The organism is Stenotrophomonas sp. NPDC047960 (genome assembly GCF_043204395.1).
Classification (GTDB): domain Bacteria; phylum Pseudomonadota; class Gammaproteobacteria; order Xanthomonadales; family Xanthomonadaceae; genus Stenotrophomonas.
The window spans coordinates 228777-246142 of record NZ_JBIDBX010000002.1; the positions used below are offsets into that span (position 1 = coordinate 228777).

19 protein-coding genes are annotated in these 17366 nt (G+C 67.2%); 10 read left to right on the top strand and 9 right to left on the bottom strand.

All coding sequences use genetic code 11. The annotated features are described in order from the left end of the window. Positions 1-3 precede the first annotated feature (3 nt). Complete coding sequence (locus ACGFZ3_RS06650) at positions 4-687, top strand: M23 family metallopeptidase (RefSeq protein ID WP_392918148.1); 684 nt, start codon at positions 4-6, stop codon at positions 685-687. A 130-nt stretch (positions 688-817) separates the two neighbouring features. Further along, complete coding sequence (locus ACGFZ3_RS06655; protein WP_392918150.1) at positions 818-1678, top strand: PA4780 family RIO1-like protein kinase; 861 nt, start codon at positions 818-820, stop codon at positions 1676-1678. Between the two features lie 20 nt (positions 1679-1698). Here the strand turns inward: ACGFZ3_RS06655 and fghA are convergent, their stop codons facing one another. The 3 genes from fghA to ACGFZ3_RS06670 are packed head-to-tail and all read right to left on the bottom strand — an operon-like array spanning position 1699 to position 3985. Continuing rightward, a complete protein-coding gene (gene fghA / locus ACGFZ3_RS06660) occupies positions 1699-2529 on the bottom strand; it encodes an S-formylglutathione hydrolase (RefSeq protein WP_392918153.1) in 831 nt (276 codons plus the stop codon). Positions 2530-2546: 17 nt separating this feature from the next. Beyond that, the gene (locus ACGFZ3_RS06665; RefSeq protein ID WP_392918157.1) at positions 2547-3656 is read right to left on the bottom strand and encodes an S-(hydroxymethyl)glutathione dehydrogenase/class III alcohol dehydrogenase; all 1110 of its coding nucleotides are present in this window, start codon (positions 3654-3656) and stop codon (positions 2547-2549) included. Between the two features lie 53 nt (positions 3657-3709). Continuing rightward, entirely contained in the window at positions 3710-3985 is a 276-nt protein-coding gene (locus ACGFZ3_RS06670; RefSeq protein ID WP_282296305.1) for a metal/formaldehyde-sensitive transcriptional repressor, read from the bottom strand. A 121-nt stretch (positions 3986-4106) separates the two neighbouring features. Here ACGFZ3_RS06670 and ACGFZ3_RS06675 point away from each other — a divergent pair, with 121 nt between their 5' ends. From ACGFZ3_RS06675 to ACGFZ3_RS06685, 3 genes are all read left to right on the top strand, one after another. Then, positions 4107-4400: a hypothetical protein gene (locus tag ACGFZ3_RS06675; RefSeq protein ID WP_392918161.1), complete on the top strand. Its 294-nt coding sequence runs from the start codon at positions 4107-4109 to the stop codon at positions 4398-4400. 21 nt (positions 4401-4421) lie between these two features. Next, positions 4422-5372: a cation diffusion facilitator family transporter gene (locus ACGFZ3_RS06680; RefSeq protein WP_392918164.1), complete on the top strand. Its 951-nt coding sequence runs from the start codon at positions 4422-4424 to the stop codon at positions 5370-5372. Positions 5373-5480: 108 nt separating this feature from the next. Then, on the top strand, positions 5481-8276 hold the full coding sequence (locus ACGFZ3_RS06685; RefSeq protein WP_392918167.1) for a PAS domain-containing protein: 2796 nt from the start codon (positions 5481-5483) through the stop codon (positions 8274-8276). Between the two features lie 5 nt (positions 8277-8281). Here ACGFZ3_RS06685 and ACGFZ3_RS06690 read toward each other — a convergent pair whose 3' ends face one another. Both ACGFZ3_RS06690 and ACGFZ3_RS06695 read right to left on the bottom strand, forming a co-directional pair. Further along, the gene (locus tag ACGFZ3_RS06690; RefSeq protein WP_392918170.1) at positions 8282-9253 is read right to left on the bottom strand and encodes a helix-turn-helix domain-containing protein; all 972 of its coding nucleotides are present in this window, start codon (positions 9251-9253) and stop codon (positions 8282-8284) included. A gap of 123 nt (positions 9254-9376) precedes the next feature. After that, a complete protein-coding gene (locus tag ACGFZ3_RS06695) occupies positions 9377-10258 on the bottom strand; it encodes an AraC family transcriptional regulator N-terminal domain-containing protein (protein WP_392918174.1) in 882 nt (293 codons plus the stop codon). Positions 10259-10373: 115 nt separating this feature from the next. On the opposite strand from ACGFZ3_RS06695, the gene ACGFZ3_RS06700 reads away from it, so the two are divergent. Further along, positions 10374-11444 carry an aldo/keto reductase gene (locus ACGFZ3_RS06700; protein ID WP_392918177.1) on the top strand — a complete coding sequence of 357 codons (1071 nt, stop codon included), beginning with the start codon at positions 10374-10376 and terminating at the stop codon, positions 11442-11444. Positions 11445-11453: 9 nt separating this feature from the next. Here the strand turns inward: ACGFZ3_RS06700 and ACGFZ3_RS06705 are convergent, their stop codons facing one another. Genes ACGFZ3_RS06705 through ACGFZ3_RS06720 form a run of 4 tightly spaced genes read right to left on the bottom strand, consistent with a single transcriptional unit; the run spans position 11454 to position 14767 of the window. Beyond that, positions 11454-11603 carry a hypothetical protein gene (locus ACGFZ3_RS06705; RefSeq protein WP_392918180.1) on the bottom strand — a complete coding sequence of 50 codons (150 nt, stop codon included), beginning with the start codon at positions 11601-11603 and terminating at the stop codon, positions 11454-11456. A gap of 38 nt (positions 11604-11641) precedes the next feature. Then, positions 11642-12625 (bottom strand): glycoside hydrolase family 43 protein, encoded by a 984-nt coding sequence (locus ACGFZ3_RS06710; protein WP_392918183.1) that lies wholly within the window; start codon positions 12623-12625, stop codon positions 11642-11644. 37 nt (positions 12626-12662) lie between these two features. After that, on the bottom strand, positions 12663-14027 hold the full coding sequence (locus ACGFZ3_RS06715; RefSeq protein WP_392918185.1) for a sensor histidine kinase: 1365 nt from the start codon (positions 14025-14027) through the stop codon (positions 12663-12665). Beyond that, positions 14024-14767, bottom strand: a complete 744-nt coding sequence (locus ACGFZ3_RS06720; protein WP_392918188.1) for a response regulator — start codon at positions 14765-14767, stop codon at positions 14024-14026. Before ACGFZ3_RS06720 ends, ACGFZ3_RS06715 begins: the two co-directional genes overlap by 4 nt. Positions 14768-15062: 295 nt before the next feature. On the opposite strand from ACGFZ3_RS06720, the gene ACGFZ3_RS06725 reads away from it, so the two are divergent. From ACGFZ3_RS06725 to ACGFZ3_RS06740, 4 genes are read left to right on the top strand one after another with little or no spacing between them, the layout of a single operon-like run. After that, entirely contained in the window at positions 15063-16115 is a 1053-nt protein-coding gene (locus tag ACGFZ3_RS06725) for an alpha/beta fold hydrolase (protein WP_392918191.1), read from the top strand. 34 nt (positions 16116-16149) lie between these two features. Further along, on the top strand, positions 16150-16566 hold the full coding sequence (locus tag ACGFZ3_RS06730) for an organic hydroperoxide resistance protein (RefSeq protein WP_392918194.1): 417 nt from the start codon (positions 16150-16152) through the stop codon (positions 16564-16566). 11 nt (positions 16567-16577) lie between these two features. Next, the gene (locus ACGFZ3_RS06735) at positions 16578-17135 is read left to right on the top strand and encodes a thioredoxin family protein (protein WP_392918197.1); all 558 of its coding nucleotides are present in this window, start codon (positions 16578-16580) and stop codon (positions 17133-17135) included. Further along, positions 17132-17314, top strand: a complete 183-nt coding sequence (locus tag ACGFZ3_RS06740) for an SDR family NAD(P)-dependent oxidoreductase (RefSeq protein ID WP_392918200.1) — start codon at positions 17132-17134, stop codon at positions 17312-17314. Before ACGFZ3_RS06735 ends, ACGFZ3_RS06740 begins: the two co-directional genes overlap by 4 nt. Positions 17315-17366: the final 52 nt, after the last annotated feature.

Sequence of the window (17366 nt, forward strand, 5' to 3'; positions counted from 1 at the left end):
ACGATGCTGACGCGACTGCTGGCACTGGGTGTGGTGATCGGCGTGGCCGGGTGGTGGTTGCTGGCGTCCGGGAATGATGTGCCGGAGGCGGTTGTGGCCGCGCCGGCAGTTCCTGCTCCGGCTGGCGAAAGCAGCCAGGCAGGGCCTGGCTCTACCGGGATCAACGTGGCGCCTGCGGAGAGGGCGCCTGCAGTTGCGGCCGATGTGGGCCGACCACCGGCCGGCGCTACCGTCGCAGCAGCCCCGCCGGGGCTGCTGCTGCCGGTGCAGGGGATCACCCCCGCGCAGCTGCAGGACACCTTTACCGATGCGCGCAGCCAGGGCCGGGTGCACGATGCCATCGATATCCTGGCTGCCGAGGGCACGCCGGTGCTGGCCGTGGCCGACGGTACCATCGAAAAGCTGTTCGACAGCGAGCGCGGCGGGCTGACCGTGTACCAGTTCGAACCGGGTGGCACTTACTGCTACTACTACGCGCACCTGCAGCGCTATGCCGACGGGCTGGCCGAGAAGCAGGTGATCAAGCGTGGCGACGTGATCGGCTATGTCGGGCATACCGGCAACGCCAGCCCGGACGCCCCGCACCTGCATTTCGAGATCCACCGGCTGGGCCCGGAAAAGCAGTGGTGGAAGGGGGAACCGCTCAATCCCTACCCGGTGTTGCGCGGCGAGCAGGCCCTGCCCTGAGCCCTGCCCCGGCCGGCCTGGCTGAACCGGGATGGGGTGCGCAATTGGCCCGGCCGCCGCGAAGGTGCGAGAATCGCCGGCCCTCCCTTGCCGGCTGGCGCATTGGCGCCGCCCCCCTGACCGAGACTACGTGAAGACCCCCGAAAGCCTGCAGGCGCTGATCGAAGACGGCGTGATCGACGAAGTACTGCGCCCGCTCAAGAGCGGCAAGGAAGCAGCCGTGTACGTTGTACGCAGCGGCGACGACGTGCGCTGCGCCAAGGTTTACAAGGACATGGCCCAGCGCAGCTTCCAGCAGCGCGTGCAGTACCAGGAAGGCCGCAAGGTGCGGGGCAGCCGCGAGGCGCGCGCGGTGGGCAAAGCCAGCAAGTACGGCCGCAAGCAGCAGGAAACCGCCTGGAAGAACACCGAAGTCGACGCGCTGTACCAGCTCCGCGATGCCGGCGTGCGCGTACCCGAGCCGCATGGGTACTTCCACGGCGTGCTGGTGATGGAACTGGTGACCGATGCCGACGGCTTTTCCGCCGCACGCTTGGGCGAGGTTGAGCTGGAGCCGGACCAGGCCCGTGAGTTCCACCGGATCCTGGTCCGCCAGGTGGTGCTGATGCTGTGCTGCGGCCTGATCCACGGCGATCTGTCGCCGTACAACGTGCTGGTCGGTCCTGATGGCCCGGTGGTGATCGATTTCCCGCAGGTGGTGAGCGCCGGTGGCAACAACGCCGCGCGCAGCATGCTGCTGCGCGACGTCAACAACCTTACCGCCTACCTGGGGCGTTCGGCCCCGGAGCTGCTGGACACCTGGTACGGCGAAGAGATGTGGGCGTTGTTCGAGGCCGGCGAACTGCTGCCGGACAGCCCGCTGACCGGTGAATTCGTCCACGACGAATCCACCATCGACCTGGACAGCGTGCGCCACGCCATCAACGATGCGCGCGAAGAAGCGCTGATCCGCCAGCAGGGCCGCGAAGCGGCGGAAGAAGAAGACGCCTGACGGAACCCGTTGGGCACGCGTCAGGCGTACAACGCCTTCGCGTGATACGCGATGTGCTCGCCGATGAACGTACCAATGAAGTAATAGCTGTGGTCATAGCCCGGCTGCATCCGCAGCTGCAGCGGATGCCCGACCGCGGTGCACGCGGCCTGCAGCCACTGCGGCTGCAGTTGGCTGTCCAGGAACTCATCGCCGGCGCCCTGGTCCACCAGCAGCGGCAGCCGTTCGGTCGCCGTGGCCACCAGTTCGCTGGCGTCCCACTGCGTCCAGGCACCGCGTTCCTCGCCCAGATACGCACTGAAGGCCTTCTGCCCCCACGGCACCCGGGTCGGGGCCACGATCGGCGAGAATGCCGAGACGCTGCGGTAGCGTCCAGGATTGCGCAGCGCGATCACCAGCGCGCCGTGGCCGCCCATCGAATGCCCGCTGATGCTGCGCGCGCCACTGGCCGGAAGGTGCGCCTCGATCAACGCCGGCAGCTCTTCGACGATGTAGTCGTGCATGCGGTAGTGCGCCGCCCAGGGCTGCTCGGTGGCGTTGAGGTAGAACCCCGCGCCCTTGCCCAGGTCGTAGCCCTCGGCATCGGCCACGTCATCGCCGCGCGGGCTGGTATCGGGCGCGACCAGGATCACCCCGTGCTCGGCCGCATACCGCTGCGCGCCGGCCTTGGTGATGAAGTTCTGCTCGGTGCAGGTCAGGCCGCTCAGCCAATACAGCACCGGCAGCTTCCGGGTGGCCGCCTGCGGCGGCAGGTACACGGCCACTTTCATTTCACAGTTGAGCACCGCCGAGCGGTGCTGGTACACGTCCTGCCAGCCGCCGAAGGCGGCGCGGTGTTCGATGCGTTCCATGGGCATTCCCGCCGTGATCAGTAGTGGACGACCGAGCGGATCGACTTGCCTTCATGCATCAGCTCGAAGGCGTCGTTGATCTCTTCCAGGCCCATGGTGTGGGTGACGAACGGCGCCAGTTCGATATCGCCCTTCATCGCATCTTCGACCATGCCCGGCAGCTGGCTGCGACCCTTCACGCCGCCGAAGGCGGTGCCCTTCCACGAGCGACCGGTGACCAGCTGGAACGGGCGGGTGGAGATTTCCTGGCCCGAGCCGGCCACGCCGATGATTACCGACTGGCCCCAGCCCCGGTGCGCGCATTCCAGCGCCGCACGCATCACGTTGACGTTGCCGATGCATTCGAACGTGTGGTCCACGCCCCAGGTAGTCATTTCCACGATGACCTGCTGGATCGGCTTGTCGAAGTCCTTCGGGTTGATGCAGTCGGTGGCACCGAACTGCCTGGCCAGTTCGAACTTGGACGGGTTGGTATCGATGGCGAAGATGCGGCCGGCCTTGGCCTGGCGCGCGCCCTGGATCACCGCCAGGCCGATGCCGCCCAGCCCGAACACCGCCACCGAATCACCTTCCTGCACCTTGGCGGTGTTGTGCACCGCGCCGATGCCGGTGGTCACGCCACAGCCGAGCAGGCACACATGCTCCGGGTTGGCCTCCGGATTGATCTTCGCCAGCGAGACTTCAGCCACCACGGTGTACTCGCTGAAGGTCGAGCAGCCCATGTAGTGGTAGATCGGCTGGCCGTTGTAGGAGAAGCGGGTGGTGCCATCGGGCATCACGCCCTTGCCCTGGGTGGCACGCACGGCCACGCACAGGTTGGTCTTGCCCGAGGTACAGAACAGGCACTCACCACATTCGGCGGTGTACAGCGGAATGACGTGGTCGCCCGGCTTCACGCTGGTCACGCCCTCGCCCACTTCCACCACGATGCCGGCCCCTTCATGGCCCAGCACGGCCGGGAACAGACCTTCCGGATCATCGCCGGACAGGGTGAAGGCATCGGTGTGGCAGACCCCGGTATGGGTGATGCGCACCAGCACTTCGCCCTTCTGCGGCGGGGCAACGTCGATTTCGACGATCTTCAGCGGTTCGCCAGCGGCGAAGGCAACGGCAGCACGGGATTTCATGGGGAGGTCTCCAGGACAGATGGCATGACGGGACGGCGCGCCACGAGGCGCGCTTACTTCAGGTAGGAACGGATCAGCGCGCTCATGTCGCGCACGCGCTCGGCACGCTGCGCATCGGACTGCGCCGGCTGGCCGAATTCTTCGCGCAGGTGGGCTTCCATCACTTCGGACATCAGCCCGTTGACGGCGCCACGGATGGCGGCGATCTGCTGCAGCACCGGGCCGCAGTCGGCGCCGGCTTCCAGCGCACGGTCCAGCGCATCGCACTGGCCGCGGATGCGCCGCACCCGGGCCAGTACCTTCTTCTTTTCTTCCGGGGAATGCGGCACGGCAGCGCGACCAGAGAACTATACTGGGGGATAGTATACACGGCTCGAATCCGGGTGCTGCACGAGGCCATCACGGGCGTCCATGGATGCTCTTTCCAACCCCACCCCACCCGGACTGACGATGCCCGACGCCCTTCCCTTCGCTGTCCGCTCGTTCGAGGCCAACTACGCCGCGTCCGGCAGCGTCGAACGCATCCTGTCGCTGACCGTGGACTGCGGCTGCGGCGCGACCTCCTCGTGCGGCTCCAGCCAGCTGATCCACCTGCCCGGTGGCGCGCTGTTCCGCTGTGAGCGCTGCGGCTCGCACCAGGCGATCAGCCATGCCCGCCTGGACGCCAGCATCGCATCCGCACCGATGATGCGCACCCCGGCCGCGCTGCGCGCCGCCGCGCCGGTGGTCACGCTGCGCTCCTGATCCAAAGCATTCGTTGCTGACATGGCCAAGCCGTCCGGCTCCCGTCTGGTCGTATACGCCGCGCTGGTCGGCAATCTGTGCATAGCCATCGCCAAGTTCGTGGCCGCCGGACTGTCGGGCAGCTCGGCGATGCTCAGCGAAGGCGTGCATTCACTGGTGGACACCACCAACGAACTGCTGCTGTTGTACGGCCTGCACCGTGCGGAAAAAAAGCCGGACACCCTGCACCCGTTCGGCTACGGGCGGGAGTTGTACTTCTGGAGCTTCATCGTGGCATTGCTGGTGTTCGCCGCCGGCGCGGGCGTGTCGGCCTACGAAGGCATCCAGCACATCCGCCACCCGGAACCGGCCACCAACCATACGGTCAGCTACGTGGTGCTGGGCATTTCGTTCGCGTTCGAAGGCGTTTCCTGGTGGGTGGCGCTGCGCGAATTCCGCGCGAGCAAGGGGTCACAGGGCTGGTTCGAAGCATTCCGGCGCAGCAAGGACCCCACCACGTTCACCGTGCTGCTTGAAGACAGCGCCGCACTGCTCGGCCTGGGGTTTGCCGCCATCGGGCTTGCCGCGGCGCAATGGCTGGACATGCCGGTGCTGGACGGGGTGGCCTCGCTGTGTATCGCCGGCGTCCTGGCCGCCACTGCCTTCCTGCTGGCACGCGAGACCAAGGGCCTGCTGGTCGGCGAGCCGGCCCACCCGCATGTGGCACGACGCATAATGGCCGTGGCCAACACCGATGCGGACCTGCGCAATGCCAATGGCGTGATCACCATGCAGATGGGGCCGGACCAGGTGGTCGCGATGCTGAGCGCGGAATTCGAGGATGACCGCGCCACGCCGCAGATCGAGGCCTGCATCACGCGCATCGAACACGCGGTCAAACAGGAATACCCCGAACTGGTGGCGCTGTTCGTCAAGCCTCAGACGCCAGAGGTATACCGGACCCGGCGCGCGGCATTGGGCGACCCAGAATGAAGCCTTCAGCTCGCGTCCCGACCCGGCGGATTCCGTCTTCATGGTCACCACACGCGATCAGATAATCTACCCGGCCTGCGCCCGCCCCATTCTGCCCGCGAGACCTCCTTGAACGCTACCGACCCTACAGACAAGCACGGCGGGCGCGACAGCGAGCGCGTGAAAATGGCGCTGGCCGCTGGCGCCATCGTCGGCACCTGGTTCTGGGACGTAGCGCACGACCGGCTGACCGTGGATGAGGCCTTGACCCATGCCTTCGGACTGGAGCCGGGCGCGGCGCATCGCGAGCTGCGCCTGGAACAGGTGCTGGCGGCCGTGCATCCGGATGATCATGCCCAACTGGCCACGGCCATCAGCGATGCGCTGATGCGCGGTGGGCGCTATGCGCATCAGTACCGCGCCCGCAATGCTGAAGGACAGTACCGCTGGATCGAAGCGATCGGACGGGTCGACCTGGACACGGCGGGTCGCGCCACCGGCTTCCAGGGCGTTCTGATCGACATCGAGGAACGGCGCCAGATCGAAACCGAGCGCGACCATGCCCAGGCGCTGCTGCGCTCCTTCATGGATGCTGCGCCCGGCGTGGTGTACGCCAAGGACCGGCAGGGGCGCCTGCTGATCGGTAACCATGGCACCACCGAGCTGATCGGCGTGCCACCCGAGCAGTATGTCGGGCGCACCGATGCCGAGCTGCTGGGCGATCCCGCACAGGCGGCCGCCGTAATGGCGACCGACGAGCGCATCATGTCCACCGGACAGTCACAGCAGCTGGAGGAAGAGGTCAACTTCCCCGACGGCCGCCGCGCCCATTGGCTGTCGACCAAAGCGCCGCTGCGCGACGCTGAGGGCACCGTGATCGGGCTGATCGGCACCTCGCTGGACATCACCGAGCGCAAGGCTGCCGAAGCGCGCCACCAGGAAATCGAAGAGCGCTACCGGCTGGCGGCCCGCGCGACCAACGATGCGATCTGGGATTGGCGCATGGCCGATGGCCAGGTTGTCTGGAACGAGGCACTGGCCGATCTGTTCGGCCATCGCCTGATGGAATCCGATGCGCAGTGGTGGCTCGACCACATCCATCCGGATGATCGGGCACGCGTCGATACGGATATCCATTCGGTGATCGAGAGCGACGGCACTGCGTGGCAAAGCGAGTATCGCTTCCGTCGCAACGATGGCACTTACGCCGATGTACTCGACCGCGGTGCGGTGCTGCGCGGGGCAGACGGCGTGCCGCTGCGCATGATCGGCGCAATGCTGGACCTCTCCGCCCGCAAGGCGGCGGAAGCAGCGCTGGCCGAAAGCGAAGAACGCCTGCGCCTTGCCACTGAAGCCGGCGACATGGGCTTCTGGGACGTGGACCTGGTGCACGACGTACTCATCTGGCCGCCACGTACCAAGGCCATGTTCGGCATTTCGCCCGGGGTCGAGGTCTCGCTGGACGACTTCTACAACGGCCTGCACCCGCTGGACCGCGAGCTCACCAGTGCCGCGTTCGCCGCGGCTGCCGATCCTGCCCGGCGCGCGCTCTACGATGTGGAGTACCGCACCATCGGCAAGGAGGATGGCGTGGTGCGTTGGGTAGCGGCCAAGGGCCGTGGCCATTTCGAGGGCGACCGCTGCGTGCGCGTGGTCGGTGTGGTGATTGACGTTACCGCGCGCAAGGCGGCCGATGCTCGCCTGCAGGAGTTGAACGAGCACCTGGAAAGCCGCGTGGCCGAAGAAGTGGCTGAACGTACGCGGGTGGAGGAAGCACTTCGGCAGAGCCAGAAGATGGAGGCAGTGGGCCAGCTGACGGGGGGAATCGCGCACGATTTCAACAACATGCTGGCCGCGGTGATCGGGCCGCTGGACCTGTTGGCGCTGCGCCTCGGAGACGCCGACCCGTTGATCACGCGCTATATCGACATGGCCATCGATGGTGCCAACCGCGCCGCCCAGCTCACCCAGCGTCTGCTGGCATTTTCGCGGCAGCAGCCGCTTCAGCCGGTACCGGTGGATGCCAACCGGCTGGTATCGGGCATGTCGGACCTGTTCGTGCATTCGCTGGGTGGTGGCATCCGCCTGGAGACGCGGCTCGCGCCAGACCTGTGGCTGACGTTTGCCGACGCCAACCAGCTGGAGAACGTCATCCTCAACCTCGCCGTCAATGCCCGCGATGCGATGCCGGGCGGCGGGCGCCTGGCGGTCGAGACCAGCAACTGCGTGGTAATCCCGGCGACGGCTGACACGCATCCGGGGGTGACGGGCGGCGAGTACATCCTGATCACGGTGTCGGACAACGGCGTCGGCATGTCACAGGAGGTCATCGCCAAGGCATTCGATCCGTTCTTCACCACCAAGCAGGTCGGCCAGGGCACCGGCTTGGGTCTGTCGCAGGTCTATGGGTTCGTCAAACAGTCCGCCGGGCACGTCAAGCTGTGCTCGGAGGTCGGCCATGGCACCACCGTGAAGCTGTACCTGCCGAGGTTGCTGGCCGAGGCCGCGCTGGTGGACACGCCCATCACCAGCGGCACCACGCTGCCCGCCGGCAGCCGCGAACTCATCCTGGTGGTGGAAGACGAGCCTGCAGTGCGACAGTTCTCGGTCGAGGCGCTGACGGCGCTGGGCTACGAGGTGCTCTCTGCCGATGGCGCCGCTGCGGCGCTGGATCTGCTGGACGGCCACGCCGACATCGCCCTGTTGTTCACCGACGTGGTGATGCCCGAAGTCAACGGACGCCAGTTGGCCGACCAGGCGCTGCGGCGCCGTCCCGGCCTGAAAGTGCTGTTTACCACCGGCTACAGCCGCAACGCGCTGGAACGCGACGGCGTGATCGACCCGGGTGTGCAGCTCATCGGCAAGCCCTTCACTGTCGATACGCTGGCCACCCGCGTGCGCGCCGTGCTGGGCGAGACGCGATGAGCCGATCAACGCGTCCGGCGCGCTGACTTCGCGCCTCCCAGCGCGGCGGCCAGTTCCGCCGACGGGCGCAGACCGAAAGTACGGTGGTACATGCCGGCGAAGCGGCCCTGGTCCCAGACTCCGAAACGGGTGCAGATCGAGGTGACGGTATCGCCCGGTGCAGCCTCGCGCAGCGCCTTGCGCACCACGTGCAGGCGTTCGAGCATGTAGTACTGCTGCGGCCCCATGCCGAATACTTCATCGAACGCGCGGCTCAGCGAGCGCTGCGAGGTACCAGCGCTCAGCAGCAGGTCACCGAGTGCTGCCTCGCCGCGGATGCTTCTCTGGATGTGATCAACGCTGCGGCGGATCACCTCGTTGCGAGGTACCGCAGGGCGTCCCCGCACACGTCGCACAGCCCCGGCATTGTGCAGGACCAGGCAACGCAGCAGGGCATGGATCACCTGCCCGCTGAATGCAACACGCACGCTTGCACTGTCGAACACCGCCGGCGTCTCGCGATGGACCGCCAGGGCACGGGTAACCATACCGATGATGGGGGCGATTTCACTGCGGCCCACCACCACGGGATACGTGCGCTCGATGTGCTCCTCGAACAGACCGGCCACTTCACGCGCACGTCTTACCACCGCCGTGCCGTCCAGATCGAGTCCGATGAACCGCGAGGGCCTTCGCGTGTAGCCATGCACATCGCTGCCGGGGGCGTACCAGATGAACTGGTCATCGGTCGCCTGCTGGCCCTGCATGCAGGCGTCGCTGCCGGGCAGGGAAATGTACGCACCGTAGCGACCGGCATGGTTGGTGCCGCTGTACAGCACCGGCGCACCTTCCCGGCCAAGCATGGCATTCAGTTCGCCGGCATCGAGCACATCCAGCGTCCACCCACCCCGGTCCGGTCCGATCACCCGGACATCACCGTCCACGCCAGCCACGGCCTTGGCATATGCCTCGAAATCAGTGAACTTCAGCTGGACCATGGGGGTGCATCGGACGCCGGGCAGGCGGGGCGGACGCCATCTGTGATGGTCGCCGCGACGCGCTGCGGGCGTATCCGAACTTGCACTGTGGCCCGACCGGTAAATCTACTTGCTGCCGCAGGGTCAACGCTGCTTCCGCAGGCGCTGGGCATCACGCGCCGGCGGTGCGCCGAACAGGCGTGCGTAGTCGCGGCTGAACTGCGAGGGGCTGTCATAGCCCACGGCATAGCCCGCACTGGCGGCGTCCAGCCCATCTGCCACCATGAGGCGTCGCGCTTCCTGCATGCGCAGCCGGGTGCGGAACGCCAGCGGGCTCATGTCGGTGACCGACTTGAAGTGCTCGTGCAGCGTAGAGCGGCTCATCCCGGCGGCCTCGGCGATGTCGCCAATGGCGCAGGCGCGCCTGAAGTTGAGCCGCAGCCACGCGATGGCCCGCGCGATCTGCGCCTGCCGGCTGTTGGCACGGGTCAGTGCATGCAGGGCGTCGCCCTTGGGCCCGGCGAGCAGGCGGTACAGGATTTCCCGGACCGCCAATGGTGCCAGCGCGGCGGCATCAGCGGGCGTATCGAGCAAGCTCACCAGACGGGTAGCCGCGTCGAGCAGGCCCGGCGTCATGGTCTCAAGCGCCAGACCCGCTACCGCGCTGTCCGGCTGCCGGGGACGCGGATGCTGCAATGCCAGCTCCGCCAGCGTGGCCGCATCCAGGTCGAGCTGCAGGCTCAGATACGGCTGCGCTGCCGTGGCCTCGATCACCGCGCCCATCACCGGCACCCCGACTGACGCCACCAGATAGCTGGCCGGGTCGTAGTGGAAGGTGCGCGCGCCAAGCGTCGCCCGCTTGCGGCCTTGGGCAACGAAGCACACGGTGGGCTCGTAGATGACCGGCATCGGCAACGTGGGAGTCGCGCAGCGGATCAGCGTGACGCCGGGCAGGGCCGTGGGGAAAGTACCGTCATGAGGGGCATGCCGGGCGATGGCATCGCGGAATCGGGTGAGCTGTGGCATGCCCCATCATCGCGGGCCTCCGGACGATCGTGCAAGCTTTCCGCACAGTGCGGCTACCGCCCTGGTACCCGGCCGACCGAGACTGGGCACCCCACCCGTGCGCTGGAGAACACACATGAGCCATCCCGCTTCGCTGGACCACTACCGCCTGCTGGGCCGCTCCGGCCTGCGTGTCTCGCCCCTTTCCCTGGGCACCATGACATTCGGTGCCGACTGGGGCTGGGGCGCCGATGAGGCCGAGGCCCGACGCATCTTCGATGCGTACGTCGACCGCGGTGGGAATTTCATCGATACCTCGGTGAACTACACCAATGGCGCGTCCGAGCGCATCCTCGGCCGCTTCATCAAGCGCCAGCGCGACCGGCTGGCGATCGCCACCAAGTTCACGATGGCGCGCGATCCGGCCAACATCAATTCCGGTGGCAACCACCGCTTCAACCTGGTGCGCTCTGTGGAAGCCAGCCTGGCCCAGCTGGATACCGACCGTATCGATGTGATGTATCTCCACGCATGGGACTTCACCACCCGGCCGGACGAAGTGATGCGGGCACTGGACGATCTGGTCCGTGCCGGCAAGATCCTCTACCTTGGCATCTGCAACACGCCGGCCTGGCGCGTGGCCGAGATGCAGACCCTGGCCGGTCTGCGCGGCTGGGCGCCGCTGGTCGCACTGCAGATCGAGTACAGTCTGGTCGAACGCACGGTCGAACATGAACTGCTGCCGATGGCGGAGGCCATGGGCCTGGGCGTATTGCCGTGGTCACCGCTGGGCGGTGGCATCCTTACCGGCAAGTACAGCGCGGCCGATCTTTCCGACGAGAACGGAGCAGATGTCGCGCCGAGCCGGAGAGGCGTCATTGCTTCCACCGGGCACCTCAACCGGCGTTCGCTGGACATTGCCGATGCAGTGGGTATGGTCGCCGGGGAACTGGGCGTGTCGCGTTCGCAGGTGGCCATCGCCTGGACGCTGGTCAACCCGGCCGTGGTGTCACCCATCATCGGCGCACGCACCCTCGCGCAGGCCGAAGACAACATGGGGGCCCTTGCCGTTCGACTCAGCGCGGAACATCTGGCGCTGCTGGATGCCGCCAGCGCGCCGGCACCCATCTTCCCGGCGCGCTTCATCGGCCGGCCGATGGCACAGCAGCTGATCTTCGGCACCGCCGCGCTGTCCGCGCGGCGATGACCGCACGGATCAGGTTGGCGCGAACCCGCGCGTGGCCTTCTTTTCGTTCTTTTCCGCCTTTTTTTCCTTCGCGGTTTTGGCAGGCTTCTTCTTCTGCTCTTTCTGTTTGTCCAGACCCTTGGCCATGATGGCGTGCTCCCTGTTGGTGGCGACCAGCATGGCACATCCATCGTCCGCCGTACGCGCGGAATGCCGCGTCAGCGCACGGGATGGGCCGGCACGCCTTCATGCGTCATCTTCACCGGAAGAATATGGCCCTGTTCATCGAAGACCATGCGGTCGATGGCGGTGGCGCGTTCATTGCGGCCGGTCTTCCCCAGCGGGCGCCGGTGGTAGACGATGTACCAGCTGTCGTCGTCGGGCGCATGGATGAGCGAATGGTGGCCGGCGCTCGTAGCAATGGCCGGGTCCTGCTGGAGGATCCGGCCGATCCGCTTGAACGGCCCGGTGGGCGTGTCGGCGATCGCGTAGGCCACCGAATAGTCCGGCTCGCCCCAGCCGCCTTCGGACCACATGTAGTAGTAGCGGCCGCCGCGCTTGAACATCAGCGAGCCCTCGACATACTCCGGCGCGGGGGTGATCTCCTTGTACAGCGTGCCATCGGCCAGCGGCTCGATCCCGGTGAAATCGTCCTTCAGCCGTACGATATTGGCGTGCTTCCAGCCGCCGTAGAGCATGTACCAGGTGCCATCGTCATCCTTGAACACGAACTGGTCGATGGGCTGGGCACCGTTGTGGAACGAGCCGATCAGCGGCTTGCCCAGCAGGTCGCGGTACGGGCCCTCCGGCCGGTCGGCAACGGCAACGCCGATGCCGCCCACTTCGTTGTCGTTCTTGATGTCGTTGGCAGAGAAGAAGAAGTAGTACTTTCCGTCCTTCTCCACCACTGACGGGGCCCACAGCGCTTCTTTGGCCCAGGACACCGCTTCGATCTTCAGCACCCCCGGATGACGGGTCCACTGCACCAGGTCGGGCGACGAAAACGCGTCGAACGCGGTCTGCTCGGCATACGGGCGCGAGCTGGTCGGGAAGATCCAATAGGTCTTGCCGAACACCGCCGCTTCCGGATCGGCATACCAGCCGGGCAGGATCGGGTTGCCGGACATCGGCGCGGCCACCGCGCCAAACGAAACCGCTGCCGCCAGTGCTGCGGCCACCATCATCGTGCTGCGAACCCCCATGCCCTGCCCTCCCATGCCAGATCATCGAGGGAGCAGTTTAGATCGATTCAAGCGTCGGCTTTGTGCGCACTGCAGCATTTTCCCGAGGCAGCTCCAGGGTTGCACGCAGCCCGCCACCTTCCCGATTGGCCAGGGTCAACCGCCCACCCAGTGCGCGGGCCAGCTGGTCGGCGATGGCCAAGCCCAAGCCGGTACCGCCGCTGATGCGGCCACGCGAAGGCTCCAGCCGATGGAAGGGCTGCAGCACCGCCGCCAGCGACGCCTCGGGAATGCCTGGCCCGCGGTCCATCACATCAATGCTCACCTCGCCCTGCGCGCCTATGGTCAGACCCACGTCGGCGCTGCCGGCGTACGCCAGCGCGTTGTCGACCAGGTTCTGCACCACCCGCCGCAGCACCTGCGGGTGGGTCGGCAGCGCTGCCTGGGCACCGGCCACGCGCCGCACCGGTTTGCCCACCTCCTCGTAGTCGCCCACCACGCTGTCGAGAAACGCGGGCAGATCGAGCTGCACCGGGATGCCCATGCTGACGGTCGCGCTGCGCGCGTAATCGATGCCCTCGCGCACCAGCTGGCTGAGCTGGGTCACATCGCCCAGCAGGCGCTCCTGCGCAGGCGTCTCTTCCAGCGATTCAATGCGCAGCCGCAGTCGCGTGATCGGCGTCTGCAGGTCGTGCGAGATCGCCGCCAGGATCTGCATGCGCTCGCTGACGTGCGCGGCCACGCGCGATTGCAGCGCGTTCAGCGCGCGTGCCGCGGCCTCCACTTCCTGCGGTCCCTGTTCGCTGATCGCTTCGCCCCGCCCGGCCACGTCCAGTCGGTCGGCGGCGTCGGCCAGCCGTACCAGCGGGCGTGTGGCCAGGCGCACCGCCAGCCACACGCAGCCCAGCAACAGCAGCACCTGCGCGGCGAGCACCCAGGGCAGCCAGCGCGCGATCGGCAGCAGCGAAGGCGTGACCTCAATGGTCAACGGCTGGCCATCGGCCAGGGTCAGCTCTACTTCGTAGCGCTCGGGCGACGCCGAGACCGCGCGCGGGCGCAATGCATAGCGGTGTGCCAGCGAATCATCGATCAACCCGGTCACCTGGCGTGCGCGGTCACTGGCCAGCGCGCTGCCCGGCTGTGCGAGGCGCAGCAGGTAGCGGTAGGTGCGCCGTTCCAGCTGTGGCAGCCACGCGGCGCGTTCGGCCGGTGAAAGGTGTTCGAGCAGCGCCACGCTGAGCGGCACGTCGTCCTCCATGTTGCTCAACATCATCGAGCGCGTGGCGGTGGCACGTTCGTGGAACAGCAGCGCGAACGACAGGCCGTGCGCCAGCAGCATGCCGGCAGCCAGGATAAGCAACAGGCGGGCACCCAGCGTGCGCGGCAGCCAGCGGAACCTGCGGCGTGGCACCGCGGCGCTCATGCGCCCTCGTCAAGCAGCACGACCGGCTGGCTGAACACATAGCCTTCGCTGCGCACGGTCTTGATGAAGGTCTGCTCGCGCGCGCCATCGCCCAGGCGCTGGCGCAGGCGGCTGACCAGCAGGTCGATGGAGCGGTCGAACAGTTCGGCGTCGCGCCCCTGGGTCAGGTTGAGCAGCTGGTCGCGGCTGAGCACACGCTGCGGATGGTCAACGAACACCCGCAACAGGCGGAACTCGCCGCCACTGAGCGGATAGACCGTGCCGGCCTCATCCAGCAGGTGCCGCGCACTGGTATCCAGCCGCCAGCTGCCAAAGCGGATCAACCGTGCGGCCTCGCTCACCTGCAGGTTCGGCGGCAGCATGCGCGCGCGGCGGATCACCGCGTTGATGCGCGCCAGCAGCTCGCGCGAGGAGAACGGCTTGACCACGTAATCGTCGGCGCCCATTTCCAGCCCGATGATGCGATCGGTTTCATCATCGCGCGCGGTCAGCATCACCACCGGCACCGCACGGTGCTTGCCGGCGCGCAGGTTCCGGCACAGCGACAGCCCGTCTTCGCCCGGCATCATCACGTCCAGCACGATCAGGTCCACGTCGCTGGTCTCCAGCATGGCACGCATCTCGCGCCCGTCGGCCGCCTGGCTCACGCGCAGGCCATTGCGGCGCAGATAGTCGCCGGCCAGCTGGCGGATGTCGGCGTCGTCATCGACAACCAGGATGTGGTCGGTGTGGGTGCTCATGCCTGCTCCGCGTGGTGGCCATCGGTGACCCGCAGCGGGTCCGTGGACGCATGGTATCGCCGCCACCGCGCCGCTGCGGCAAGGCGGGGGCATCCATTTGTATGACTGTGTATCAATCGCCGCCGTGGTGCGGAAAGGCGACAAATCGCCGGGTTCGCCGACACCTGCCGGATACGGGGCGGGCGTTGAATGGCCTCCAACGCCGGCGCGCCGTTGCCGGCCGCCGGCCTACATGACCGGTTCCAGCCTGACCATCGATGGCGGCTGGGCCATCTGAACATCAACGGAGAGCACCATGCACACGACTTCTTTCCCGCTGTCCCGTTCGCCCCGATCATTCAGCGCCTCCCTGCTGGCCATGGCGATGGCCTTGGCGGCCTCTGCATCCGCCCTCGCATCGACTGCCTTGCCTGTCCCTGCGCCGACAGTGGCGGCAGCACACGCGCCGCCCCCGCTGGAAGCGAACAAGCATGTCGTCGCTGGTGACCTGGACGTGGCCTACGCCGAGCTGGGACCGGCCGACGGCGAGGTGGTCGTACTGCTGCACGGCTGGCCCTATGACATCAATGCCTATGCCGAGGTCGCGCCGCAGCTGGCGGCCAAAGGCTACCGGGTGATCGTGCCGCACCTGCGTGGCTACGGCAGCACCCGCTTCCTGTCGGCGCAGACGCCGCGCAATGGCGAACCGGCCGCGCTGGCGTCCGATGTACTGAACCTGCTTGATGCCCTGCACATCCCGCGCGCCAACCTGGCCGGCTTCGACTGGGGCGCACGCTCGGCCGACATCGTTGCCGCGCTGTGGCCGGAGCGGGTCAAGTCGCTGGTTTCGGTCAGCGGCTATCTCATCGGCAGCCAGGCAGCCGGCAGGACGCCGTTGCCGCCGCAGGCCGAGCTGCAGTGGTGGTACCAGTTCTACTTCGCCACCGATCGCGGCCAGGCCGGCTACGCAACCTACACGCACGACTTCGCCCGCCAGATCTGGCAGCTGGCCTCGCCGCAGTGGCGCTTCGACGACTCAACGTTCGCGCGCAGCGCCGCCGCGCTCGACAACCCCGACCACGTGGCCATCGTGGCGCACAACTACCGCTGGCGCCTGGGCCTGGCCGACGGCGAGCCGAAGTACGCCGCGCTGGAGCAGCGCCTGGCGCAGGCACCGACCATCCGCGTGCCGACCATCACCCTGGAAGGGGATGCCAACGGCGCACCACACCCCAAGGCCGAGGCGTACGCCGCCAAGTTCACCGGTCCCTATGAGCATCGCCTGCTGCGGGGTGGCGTGGGCCACAACCCGCCGCAGGAAGCACCGCAGGCGTTCGTCCAGGCGGTGATCGACGCCGCTGCGCTCTGATCCATCCCCCTTCATCCACACCGAGGCAATCCCCATGAACGCAATCGACAAGGTGCTTTACACCGGCAAGACCCACACCGTCGGCGGCCGCGCCGGGCGCGCGTACAGCGACGACGGCCAACTGGACATCGGCCTGTCCCCGCCGGGAAGCGGGAAGCCGGGCAGCAACCCCGAGCAGCTGTTCGCGGCGGGCTGGTCGGCCTGCTTCCAGGGCGCGATGGCCAAGGCCGCGCGCAGCTTGGACCTGACCCTGCCCGCCGACACCGCCATCGATGCCGAAGTCGACCTCGGCATGGTGGGCCAGGACTACCAGCTGCAGGCACGGCTGCGGGTGAGCGTGCCCGGCATGGACCGTGCGCAGGCAACGGCACTGGTGGAAGCAGCGCACCGCACCTGCCCGTACTCCAAGGCCACGCGCGGCAACATCGACGTACAGCTCTCGGTCGCCTGAGGAGAAAGACCATGCGCATGCTTCGCCCGATCATCACCCTGCTGGCCGCGTGCATCTCCGCCAGCGCCTGTACGCCGGGCGCAGCGGCCGACCCGGTTCCGCCCAGCCCCAACATGCCGGCGCCGCAGGCGCCGGAGTTCACCGGCATCGAGCACTGGCTCAACGGCCCGGCGCAATCGCTGCAGCAGCTGCGCGGCAAGGTCGTGCTGGTGGAATTCTGGACCTACTCCTGCATCAACTGCCTCAACGTGATGCCACACGTGAAGCGTTGGCATGACACCTACGCTAGCCAGGGGTTGACCGTGATCGGGGTGCACACCCCCGAGTTCGGCTATGAAAAGCTGCCGCGCAACGTGGAAGCGGCAGTGAAACGCCTCGGTGTCACCTGGCCGGTAGCGCAGGACAACGCTTACCAGACCTGGCGCGCGTACGGAAACCAGTACTGGCCGGCGCTGTACCTGATCGACCAGCAGGGCCGCATCGTCTACCGGCATTTCGGCGAAGGCGATTACGCGGCCACCGAAGCGCATATCCGCAAACTACTCGCCGCAACGGAGCATTCCCCATGACATCCACCTGGTTGATCACCGGCAGCTCACGGGGCCTTGGCCGCGCCCTGGCCGAAGCGGTGCTGGCGGCAGGCCATCGGCTGGTCGCCACCGCGCGCAACCCTGATTCGTTGCATGACCTGATCGAGCGCGACCGTTGGCGTGCGCTGACTGAATCAACTGACTTCGCCGTTGATTGAGCTCCTGGATTCGGACAACGCATGGGCGGCCCCGGGACCGCAGTCCGGATGA